This is a genomic window from Streptomyces sp. NPDC088124, assembly GCF_040685895.1.
Taxonomy (GTDB): Bacteria; Actinomycetota; Actinomycetes; order Streptomycetales; family Streptomycetaceae; genus Streptomyces.
Genome location: NZ_JBFBJB010000087.1, coordinates 21,793 through 32,203, shown reverse-complemented (window position 1 = coordinate 32,203; position 10,411 = coordinate 21,793). Strand labels below are relative to the sequence as shown.

Below are 10,411 nucleotides of genomic sequence, written 5' to 3'. Positions count from 1 at the left end.
CGGGCTGCACGAGGTGGGGGAGAGCGAACGGACGCTCGTCGTCGACCTGGAGCGCGAACTGCCGCCGGTCGACGTGGCGGGCGCGGCGGCGCCGGGCCGCACCGTCCGTACTCCGCTCCGCCTCCCGCGGCTCCCCGCTACGCCGGGAGGATCACCGAGCGGGTCAGATGACGCGGGCTGTCCGGGTCGAGGCCGCGCCGCCGCGCGATCGCCAGGGCGAGCCGCTGGACCCGTACCAGCTCGGCCAGCGGGTCGAGGCGCCCCGCCACCCACAGCCCGCCGGTCGCCGCGACCTGCTCCGCCAGGCCGTCGGGGGCGTCCCCGAGCATCCAGGTCGCCGTGCCCCCGGTCGTGATGCTGATCGGGCCGTGCCGGTACTCCATCGCCGGGTACGCCTCCGTCCAGGAGAGGGACGCCTCCCGCATCTTGAGGGCGCCCTCCTCGGCCAGCCCGACCGACCAACCCCGGCCGAGGAAGGTGAACTGGGTGCACTCCGTGAGGCCGTCCGGCAGCGGCAGCGCGAGCGCCCTCTCCCCGTCCGCGGCCACGGCGTCGGTGTGCAGTCCGAGACGGGCCCGGAGCAGCGTGAGCGCCGTGGTCGCGAAGCGGGTCTGGACGACGGACCGTTCGTCGGCGAAGTCCAGGACGATCAGGTCGTCGGCGGCGTCCCGGACCGGTGTGGCCGGGTCCGCGGTGATCGCGGTCGTACGGACCGTGCCGCGGACGCCCGCGAGCAGGGCCAGCACCTCGGTGGTCGTACCGGAGCGGGTCAGCGCCACGATCCGGTCGTAGCGGCGCCCCGAGGGGAACTCGGAGGCGGCGAAGGCATCGGTCTCCCCCTGCCCCGCGCCCTCCCGGAGGGCGGCGTAGGCGCGGGCCATGAAGAACGAGGTGCCGCAGCCCACGACGGCGACGCGCTCGCCCGGCGAGGGCAGCGCGTCGCCCACCGCCTCGTCCGAGGCCAGTCCGGCGGCGCGGCGCCAGCAGGCCGGCTGGTCGGCCAGTTCCGTCTCCACATGAGTCGCCTGAGCCATAGGTGCTCTCCGTTCTCGCCATGATTTTTTCTGCATGCTAGGGCAGGTTTTCCATCAGAAACAAGCATGAGGAGCGCACGGTACGCTCAGGAACAGCCCGGGGAGCCGGGCGGCCGGACGGTGTCGGGGCCGGTCGATGTCGACAAAGACGCGTCGTGAGGGACGCGCCGAGAAGGATGCGGTGATGCGGTGAATCGCCATGAGCGGCACACGGCCCTGCTGGAGCTGCTGACCGAGCGGCACCAGGTCGAGGTCGAGGCCGTCGCCGCCGAGCTGGGGGTGTCCGTCGCGACCGTACGGCGCGACCTCGACCACCTGGCCGAGCAGCAGTTGCTGACGCGCACCCGGGGCGGGGCCGTGGCCCACTCCGTCGCGTACGAACTCCCCTTGCGCTACAAGGCGGTACGGCACGCCTCGGAGAAGGAGCGCATCGCGCGGGCGGCGGCCGCGATGGTCGAGCCGGGGATGGTGATCGGGCTGAACGGCGGTACGACGACGACGGAGGTGGCCCGCGCCGTCGCCACCCGGGGCGACCTCGCGGGATCGGCCGAGGAGCCCGCGGTCACGCTGGTCACGAACGCGCTGAACATCGCCCATGAGCTGGCGGTAAGGCCGCACATCAAGATCGTGACGACCGGCGGCGTCGCGATGCACCAGTCGTACGAACTGGTCGGCCCGCTGGCCCGGCACATCCTCGGCGAGGTCAGCCTGGACCTCGCCTTCATCGGAGTGGACGCGGTGGACGCCGAGGAGGGCGCGGGCGCGCACAGCGAACACGAGGCGAGCATCAACGCGCTGCTCGCCGAGCGGGCGCGGACGCTGGTCGTGGTGGCGGACAGCTCCAAGCTGGGCGCCCGCGCGTTCGCCAGGATCTGTCCGGTGGAGGACATCGGAACCCTCATCACCGACACGGGCGCGGCGGAACGGGCCGCCCGCTTCGAGGAACGCGGGATCCCGGTCGTCCTCGTCTGACGGGCCGGCCCCGGCTCCGGTGGAGAACCACGAGCAACGTCGGCACCCCGTACATATCCTGATGAGCTGCGTGAGCGCGCTGTGCTGGGGCGTGTTGCGAAAGTAGCGCCGTCCGCCCGCAGGGCGGGGCTTGCGGCGTCTGGTGCGCTGCACTCGCTCCGCTCGCTCGGTCTCGGCACCTTGATTCGTCCTGTGGACGCCGAGCGCGATCGCAAGGCGGAGGATCGGCGCCCTCGATGGCCTGGACGTACGTGGACGACTCCGACAACGCAGCGAGCGTGCGTGCCAGGCGTCGCGAGCCAGGCGGGACTTTCGGAACACGCCCTACGTAGTGCCGCGACCGGCAATGTTTGCCCCGAAGGAGCGCCCGCCGCGGACCGGCTGATGTCACCGCGGTGCACTGCGCCCGCTTCGCTCGCTCCGTCCCGGCGCTTTGATGCATCCTCCGGATGCCGAGCACGATCGCAAGGCGGCCGGAAGTCCTCGGATGGGGTATCCCCCGCTCGAACGAAGCTGAGAGCTTGGGGAGGGAGCTACCAGGGCTTTCGGCCAACGCCGCGAGCGTGCGCGCCGGGCGGCGCGACGGGGCAAAGCTTGCCGGGAGGGGCACTAGGTCCGCTCGACAGGCCGTCCTATGGCCCACGCCGCTCGCGACCTCGGTATCCACAAGGAAGCTCTGAGGTCCTGGGTCCGCCAGGAGGCTGACGCCGGCGAGCGTGACGACCGCCTCACCACCGCTCCCGCTTGCGATCACGCATCCCGTCACCCAGGCGAATCACCTTGCGCGAGTTGCTCCACGTACTCAGAGGTCGAGGATGCTGGAATGGCCGGACTCACAATGGTTTCAGGGTTGAGTCTCGGATCTGTCCATGGCCTGCTGCTCAAGGTCGTGTGCCAGGGCGAACAGCGGGCTCAGACGATCCGGGTGGCCGATGAGCTGAAGGCCCAGGGGCAGTCCGGCACTGTCCTGATGGCCCGGAACCACGACGACCGGGAGCCCCAGAAGTTGCCATGGGCGGCTGAGGACGGGGGAACCGGTCGCCGTCAGCCCCGAGGGAGCCGCTCCGAGGGCCGCGGGTCCCAGGACGGCGTCGAAGTCGCCCAGCAGCGAGTGCATGTCGTGGCGTGCCTTCCTGGCCACGTCGAGAGCATTCCGGTACTCCGTCGGCGCGACACCGCGACCGTGGGCGAGGAGGTCGTTGAGCGGCGCGCTGAGCAGGTCGGGCCGGCCGGATTCCGCGGAAAGGGCGCGGGCCGCCTCGTACGACATGACGGAGTGGTGGGCCTCGACGAGCCGCGGGGTGCGATCCGTCCAGTCCAGGACGGTGACGTCGACTCCATCGGCGCGGGCCCGCCCGACAGCACGCTCCAGTGCCTCGCGCATGGCGGCGTCGACCTCGCCGAGTTCGTCGCCGCTCCACACCGCCAGTTTCACCTGACGCGGTTTGGCCGGCGGGCCGCTCAGGCGTCCCTGCCCTGTCAACGACCCGTGGACCAAGCGGAGACCGGCGACTGTCGGGGTGAGCAGCCCGACGGCGTCGAGGCTGTGGGACAGACCAACGAACCCGGCGGTACTGAGCGCTCCTCCGACCGGGGCGACGAATCCGGCGATGCCGCAATAAGCCGCCGGCCGGGTCAGGGACCCGGCTGTCTGGCTGCCGAGGGCAAGCGGTACCACACCCGCCGCGACAGCCGCCGCGGAGCCGCTGGAAGAGCCGCCCGGAGTGCGGGCGAGGTCGCGTGGATTGCGGGTGGGGCCGGGCGCGAAGTAGGCGAACTCCGTGGTGACCGTCTTGCCCAGGGGTATCGCGCCGAGTTCCCGCAGCCGGGCGACCAGCGGGGCGTCTCGGGACGCAGTGCAGCCCCGGCGCAAGGGAGATCCGCACTCGGTCGGCAGACCGCGCATGTCGATGATGTCCTTGACCCCGAACGGCACCCCCTTCAGCGGACCGTCCGATGCCGACGTCTCCAGCAGCCTCGCCGCGCGCAGTGCCCCGTCCTGGTCGACATGTACCCAGGCCCGTATCTCCGGTTCGGTACGTTCGAGGCGGTCCAGAGCACCGGAGATCGCCGCGATGGGGTCCAGTGCGGCGCCAGCCGGCCATTCCGTCAGGGCGGACAGGGATGTGGAATCTTCGCCGACGCTCGGCATCGGGCCCCCTCTCGAAGCGGACGTCACAGTTCCAGCACCAGGCGGGCCGTCTTCGCCCGTGACACGCAGGTGGCGATCTGGTTGCCGGCTTCCTTCTCCTTACGGGTCAGGCAGTGGTCACGGTGGTCCGGCACACCGTCGACCACGGCCACCACACACGTACCGCAGATTCCCTCGCGGCAGGAGGTGTCGATGTCGATGCCCTGCTCGGTGAGCACGTCGACGATGCTGCGTCCCGAGGGGACGCGGAAGACCTCGCCGGTGTCCAACTCGACCTCGAACGCGTCGCCGGAGGAGTCATTCGGTTCGACGGCCTGAAAGTGTTCGAAGTGGACGTTGTCCTGGGGCAGTGACCGGGGCACTGCTTCGATGACCTGTTGCATGAATTGCTTGGGACCGCAGGTGTAGACGTGCGTCGCTGTGTTCACGTCCGAGAGTATTTCGGTGAGGACGGCAGGCTGTTCCTCACGAGCGACCGAGAAGTGGAACTCGACGCTGGCGGCGAACTCCGAGCTCTCCAGGAACGCGGCGAACGCCGCGCTCTCCCGGCTGACCGCGAAGTAGTGCAGCCGGAAGTCCGCACCGCCCCGGCGTAGTTGGTATGCCATGCTCAGCAACGGTGTGATACCGATGCCCGCCGCGACCAGTACGTGGTGCTCGGCACTCGGCTGGAGGCGAAAGAGGGTTCGTGGTTCGCTGATGACGAGTTCGTCACCGGATACGACCTTGTCGTGCAGAGCGGCGGACCCGCCTCGCGACTGCTGTTCCCGCTTGACCGCGATGACGTAGGAGCCGGCATCCTCGGGGGGGCTGCACAGTGAGTACTGCCGGGTAACACCTCCTGGACAGAGCACGTCCACATGGGCGCCGGCCTCGTACGGGGCGAGAGCCCCGCCGTCGCTGCGCTGGAGGCGGAAGGACTTCACCAGCGCCGTCTCGTCGATGATGTCACTGACCGTGACCTTGATCATGGCAGCCTCCTCAGAGCAGGAAGCCCGACGCGTTGACCGCGTCCTCGGAGTTGATCAGCCGCACGACCTTCCGGGCGAGGAGCGGCTCGGGGCCGTCCAGCAGGATCCGGTAGGTGACGTCGGCGGCGAGGACGAAGGTCCGCTCGCGCCGATGACCCACGAGCACCTGGGCACCCGAGAGTTCGACGCTCTCGTCGTCCCGGCTCTCGACGACGAACGAGGACACGGTACGCACGGTACGGGCGGCTGCGGACGCCGAGATGGAGAAGCCTCCGGTGAGGCGCTCGATCCTCATCCGACGCATCCGGTCGTCGTCGTAGACCATGTTCAGCGAGGACGCGAAATCGTCGGTGTCGGGGTCGATGGGTATCACGTACAGTCCGCCGGGCGCCCAGAGAGCGTCCCACTGCGTGTACTGCTTGCGGTCGAGCAACCGTGCCTCGTGCCAGACGAGTTCGATCGCGCGGTGTACGCGCGGGTCGGACAGCACCGGCCCGGTGGTGGCCAGGGTCTCAGCGGGCATCGGTCATCATCGCCTTCCACATCGCATAGGCCTGGCGCATGCCGGTCTCGTCCGTGGCATGCGAGACACGGCCCTTGGTCGAGTTCTCGTCGTCGGTCTCCCGGTTCAGACCTCGGTTGACCAGGATGGGCAGGCCCGGGCCGGCCGCGGCGCCGCGCTGCACCCGGTCCCATGCCTCGGAGTCGTCGGGGCTGCCGAATCCGAACGGCCCCTGGAAGTGCTCGTGGATCCGCAGCCGTTCGCGGTTGACGCTCTCGGGGCCGCCCTCCAGGCCGAGCGCCAGGTGCCGGACCTCCGTCTCGGACACGGAGATCGGCCTCAGCACCCGGAAGAACGCCATCGACATGGCGACGTTCGGGAAGAGGTTGAGGTTGAAGCCGACTCCGTGCATCGTGCGAATGATCCGCCGCACCTTCTCGGGCTCGAAGTCCTGGGAAAGCTCCTCGACGAGGTGGCTGAACCGTTCCTGGAGCGGCTCGGAGCCGTCGTCATCGTCGAAGTCGACGTGCTCGGGCACCATGACCATGACGCTGTGTCCGTTGCCGAGAGAGTGGGTGACCGCCTTCTCGTCGGTCATGAAGGACAGCATCTCAGCGGTCTCGGCGTCCACGGAGGACATCCACGAGCGATGCACGATGGGGAAGTGATAGCCGTCGGTGGTGTTCTCCAGCTGGATCTTCCAGTTCCCGTCGAACCGGAACTTGTGCTCGCCCTGCACCTTGATCGGGTAGCCGGCGCCCTGCTTCATGAACAGGTCGATCCAGTGCTTCGCCGGACCGAGAAAGTCCGCCAGGGGCTCCACGTCGGGGTTGAAGCTCGCGAACACCATGCCCGCGTAAGTGTCCACCTTCAGGCGGTGCAACGGAAGGTCCTTCTTCTCCAGGACCTCCTCGTAGCCGTCCGGGTAGGGGATACCGCGCAGCTTCCCGTCGAGGGCGTAGGACCAGGCATGGTACGGGCAGGTGAAGCCGTTGGCATTGCCGCGGGGGGCCTCGCAGAGACTGGCACCGCGGTGGCGGCAGCGGTTGAGCAGCACGTTGATGCCGCCACGGCGATCACGGGTGACGATGACCGGCTGTCGTCCGACGGTGGCCGTCCTGAAGTCCCCGGCTTGGGGGATCTCGCTCTCGTGGGCCACCCACACCCAGGTACGGCTGAAGATGCGGTCCATCTCCAGCTCGAACAACTCGGGATCGGTGTAGAGGGAGACATCGACGCGGTCCTCCCCGACAAGGGGCGCGATCTCGGGGCCGGTGGTACCGGATCCAGCTGACTTGTTCATGCCGTTGCTTCCTGTGAGGGGTTGGTTTCGGTGTCGTCCATCCACTCGGCGTGGGCCGTCCAGTAGTCGCTGCCGTCGGCTCGGATGCCGTGCCGCCACTCCGTGGTGCGGCGCAGCGACGGCTCTACGGCGCGGCACGCCTGGTCCGCGCCGTCGGGCCCCTCCTCTCGGGCGCCCCAGTGGACCCAGTTCAGTTCCCTGCCGTCCTGGTCGTGGAGGAACAGGTCCACATGCAGCCAGCCGTAGTGGCGGACGTCCCGGTAGCAGGTGAGCAGCATCGTTCGCCCGTCCCCCATGGCCATCACGCCGTCACCTGCGTGCCGTCGGCGGCCGACGCGAGGGCGGTCTCGAAGATCCGCTCGGTGCGGAACCGGGAGATCAGGGCCTCACCCCGGCCGGTGTCGACACGGAAGACCAGAGCCAGTCGCGCCACCACCAACTCGGCCTCCCCGGAGCCGTACCGGGACAACTGCTGCATCAGCCAGCGTCCCCGTACCTCGCCGTCATCAGCCATGATGGTGCCGGGGTGGAGCAGGTGCACGTTCGCCTGGAACTGCGGGCTGGGAGGCAAATGGGAGGAGACCATGGCAGCGATGGCCTCTCGTCCGGTGGCGCGGCCGAACCTGGCGCTGTAGAGCGGGCCAACCCCCTCCCAGACGGCGTCCTGGGTGAACAGGTCCTGGATCCGGCCGGTCGCGTCCGCCGACCGGGGAACATCGCACAGTTCCAGGTAGCGGACCAACGTCTCCCGCGCCAGTTGTTCGGGGCGGTGGGGGACGGCATTGATCGGGTGCATGCGCGAACAGCCTCCTTTCTTCGTCGGTGACGGACCGGGTAGCCCCGCGCTACCGAGAACCGGTGCTCACGGGCTCGGCCGGTCCCCGCTGCCGTGGATGCCGCGGTGGCCGTGTGCGGGTGGTGGCCGGCACCTGCTCCGCCCCGGGGCGACCCCGGCGCGGCGGGGAGCCGACGGCTCCCCGACAGTCCCGTACGGGCGCCAGGCCCGGAGCCCGCCCGGACGGGAAGCGGAGCCGAGCCGCCGCGCCTTGCCCGAGCGGGGCGTGAGCCGGGGCGGTGGCGGTCGTGCCGGACATCCGTCGGATGCTCTGGCCGCCGCGACCCCGGTGGCTCGGCCGTTCTCGAATTGTTCGCGATGACGTCAGCCGACGGAATCCCCCCGGACCGCTCAGCGGACCGGAACTTCGCCTGACATCAGGTGCTCACGGACCGGAAATCCTGAGTCAGGGCGCGGGCGGCCGCGGTGACGGCCGGGGCGTGCCTGGCGGTGTCGAGCCGGCCGATCGGACCGACCACCGTCAGGGTCGCCACGGCTGTGTCACCGGCGAACACGGGCGCGGCGACAGCTCCGTAACCGACGACGAGTTCCTGCCGGTCGACCGCGAAGCCCTGTCGGCGCGTCCTGTCCAGTTCCGCGCGCAGGCGGATCGGGTCGGTGATGGTCCACGGGGTGCGGGCGCTCAGCTCGGAGGAGACGATGCGCTCGCACAAGTGCTGGTCGCCGAAGGCGAGGAGGGCCTTGCCGGAGGCACCGCAGTGGAACGGCACCCGTCCCTCCACGGAGGTGACGGCCACGTTGCCCCCGCGCTGGCTGAAATACTTCTCCACGAACAGCACGTCCTGGTCACCGGGAAAGGCCAGGACGACAGTCTCCCCGGTGGCGCGGGCCAGGTCGCCCAGATAGCGGGCAGCGATCATCCTCAGACGCCTGGTGGCCGGGACACGCTGGCCCAGTTCGAAGAGCAGAGAGCCGAGCTCGTAGCCGCGGCCCCGGCGGTTCAGCAGGCCGACCTCGGCCATCTCGGTGGCGACGCGGTGGACGGTGGTCTTCGCGAGCCGGGTGCGCCGGGCCAGCTCCGACAGGCCCAGCACCGACGCCCCGCCATCGAAGGCGCCGAGGATGAGCCGTACCTTGCGCAGCAGCGAGTCGGGCTCGGTGGTCATCCGGTGCCTCCGGCCCGGAACCGGGCTGTCCGAGCGGTCATGCCTCGCCTCCGTCGGTGACGAGCAACCGGGCGATCCCCTGTTCGCTGAACACGTCCCGCAGCGCGAGGGCGATACCGCCGCGGATCGCGGAGTCGCCGTCGGGGTGGGTCGTCGTGATGGTCAGTGCGCGTGTGGTCAACGGCAGGGCACGCTGGTACACGGTGGCGCGGATCCCCGACAGCAGGTCGTCTCCCAGGTTGCTCAGGGGGCCGCCGACGACGAGGGTACGCGGGTTGTAGACGAGTACAAGCATCGCCGCGATCTCACCGATGGCACCTGCGGCCTGACGCAGGGCATGGACGGCGGAGGGGTCGTTGTTGGCCACACGGTCACCGAGTTCGTGCTCGCCGTGGCGCGGGTCGTCGTCCGTCGACTCGGGGATACCGAGAGTACGCAGGAGTGCTCGCTGGGAGGCTATAGCCCTGACACAGCCGACGTTTCCGCAGGTACACAGGGCGTCGCTGCCGTCCATGACCCGGATATGACCAATGTCCCCCTCGGCTCCCTCGGCCCCGCGGTAGACCTCGCCTGATGCTGTGACCAGGCCGGCTCCGAGCCCCGTGCCGATCTTGATGCACAGCAGCGGCGCGTCGAAGCGCCCCTGGCTCACCTCGCCGAGTGCCATGAGATTGGCATCGTTGTCCACCCGGGCACGAGCGCCGAAACGCCTGCGCAGCTCGTCGGCCACCGGGTATCCGTGCCAGCCGGGCATGCCGGTGGGCCGCACGGCGCAGCCGCGCCGGACGTCGACGGGGCCCGGCAGCGACATCACGACTTCGCGCACCCGGCGCGGGTCGCGTCCGACACGCTCCAGTAGTCGCAGAAGTCTTTCCGAGACCCCTTTCAAGACTGTCTCCGGGCCGGACTCCAAGCGGACGTCCACGGTCTCGACCGCGACAAGGCTGCCTGTCAGGTCGGCCAGGGCGACGCGCGCGCCCGCAGTGTCGACGTCAGCGACGACTATGGTTCCGGCGCGCGGGGAGAGGGTCAGGACCCGAGGCGGTCGGCCCCGCACCGATTCGCTGGACTCGATCTCCTGGATGATGTCGCGTGTGATGAGGAAATCAACCTGCTGACCCACGGTGGAGCGGGCCATTCCGCTGCGCCGGGCGATCTCCGCGCGGCTCGTCGCCTCACCGGACACCACAAGATCCAGGACCTTCCGCAGCCCCACGGGGACCGCGGGCAGCAAGGTCGAACCCGTGCGTTCGTGGCCATCTTTACGCACAGTCGCCGCCTTTAATCCGGTCGCTTAGGTGCCTCGACTATCCATATCGTCGAGGTCTGCTGTCAATGATGAGAGACAGCTACGCACCGGCGGCCAGTTCGGACGCTTTTAGTTTGACTGAAAAACTTTAAGTGGCCTCTTGTGTGCCCTCGCGAGCTCAATCAAGGTGTCCTAAACGAAGCGTTCAAGCCAGGGCTGACTGGATTGACGGCTGTCGGTCATCCTCGCGAGAGTCAGCGCCGAAC

10 protein-coding genes and 3 pseudogenes are annotated in these 10,411 nt (G+C 69.4%); 2 read left to right on the top strand and 11 right to left on the bottom strand.

Annotation, left to right across the window (positions count from 1 at the left end; translation table 11 throughout):
• A pseudogene (locus AB0P17_RS40490) lies at positions 1 to 109 on the top strand (methionine ABC transporter ATP-binding protein); the annotation flags it as partial.
• Between the two features lie 28 nt (positions 110 to 137).
• Here the strand turns inward: AB0P17_RS40490 and AB0P17_RS40485 are convergent.
• Positions 138 to 1,034 (bottom strand): sugar isomerase, encoded by an 897-nt coding sequence (locus AB0P17_RS40485; protein WP_365819616.1) that lies wholly within the window; start codon positions 1,032 to 1,034, stop codon positions 138 to 140.
• A 189-nt stretch (positions 1,035 to 1,223) separates the two neighbouring features.
• Between AB0P17_RS40485 and AB0P17_RS40480 the strand changes: the two genes are divergently transcribed.
• Complete coding sequence (locus tag AB0P17_RS40480; protein WP_365819614.1) at positions 1,224 to 2,006, top strand: DeoR/GlpR family DNA-binding transcription regulator; 783 nt, start codon at positions 1,224 to 1,226, stop codon at positions 2,004 to 2,006.
• 844 nt (positions 2,007 to 2,850) lie between these two features.
• On the opposite strand, the gene AB0P17_RS40475 is transcribed toward AB0P17_RS40480, so the two are convergent.
• From AB0P17_RS40475 to AB0P17_RS40430, 10 genes and pseudogenes are all read right to left on the bottom strand, one after another.
• A complete protein-coding gene (locus tag AB0P17_RS40475; RefSeq protein ID WP_365819612.1) occupies positions 2,851 to 4,158 on the bottom strand; it encodes an amidase in 1,308 nt (435 codons plus the stop codon).
• 23 nt (positions 4,159 to 4,181) lie between these two features.
• A complete protein-coding gene (locus AB0P17_RS40470; protein WP_365819610.1) occupies positions 4,182 to 5,129 on the bottom strand; it encodes a PDR/VanB family oxidoreductase in 948 nt (315 codons plus the stop codon).
• Positions 5,130 to 5,139: 10 nt separating this feature from the next.
• A complete protein-coding gene (locus tag AB0P17_RS40465; RefSeq protein WP_365819608.1) occupies positions 5,140 to 5,652 on the bottom strand; it encodes an aromatic-ring-hydroxylating dioxygenase subunit beta in 513 nt (170 codons plus the stop codon).
• Complete coding sequence (locus AB0P17_RS40460) at positions 5,642 to 6,934, bottom strand: aromatic ring-hydroxylating dioxygenase subunit alpha (protein ID WP_365819606.1); 1,293 nt, start codon at positions 6,932 to 6,934, stop codon at positions 5,642 to 5,644. The genes AB0P17_RS40465 and AB0P17_RS40460 overlap by 11 nt, the downstream gene beginning before the upstream one ends.
• A complete protein-coding gene (locus AB0P17_RS40455) occupies positions 6,931 to 7,236 on the bottom strand; it encodes a hypothetical protein (RefSeq protein WP_365819604.1) in 306 nt (101 codons plus the stop codon). Before AB0P17_RS40455 ends, AB0P17_RS40460 begins: the two co-directional genes overlap by 4 nt.
• Positions 7,236 to 7,730 carry a nuclear transport factor 2 family protein gene (locus AB0P17_RS40450; RefSeq protein WP_365819602.1) on the bottom strand — a complete coding sequence of 165 codons (495 nt, stop codon included), beginning with the start codon at positions 7,728 to 7,730 and terminating at the stop codon, positions 7,236 to 7,238. The genes AB0P17_RS40455 and AB0P17_RS40450 overlap by 1 nt, the downstream gene beginning before the upstream one ends.
• A 416-nt stretch (positions 7,731 to 8,146) precedes the next feature.
• A pseudogene (locus AB0P17_RS40445) lies at positions 8,147 to 8,512 on the bottom strand (IclR family transcriptional regulator C-terminal domain-containing protein); the annotation flags it as partial.
• Entirely contained in the window at positions 8,413 to 8,634 is a 222-nt protein-coding gene (locus AB0P17_RS40440; RefSeq protein WP_365819620.1) for a hypothetical protein, read from the bottom strand. The gene AB0P17_RS40440 and the pseudogene AB0P17_RS40445, both read right to left, overlap by 100 nt.
• A 100-nt stretch (positions 8,635 to 8,734) precedes the next feature.
• A pseudogene (locus tag AB0P17_RS40435) lies at positions 8,735 to 8,896 on the bottom strand (helix-turn-helix domain-containing protein); the annotation flags it as partial.
• 37 nt (positions 8,897 to 8,933) lie between these two features.
• Positions 8,934 to 10,166, bottom strand: a complete 1,233-nt coding sequence (locus AB0P17_RS40430) for an ROK family protein (protein ID WP_365819600.1) — start codon at positions 10,164 to 10,166, stop codon at positions 8,934 to 8,936.
• Between the last annotated feature and the right edge of the window lie 245 nt (positions 10,167 to 10,411).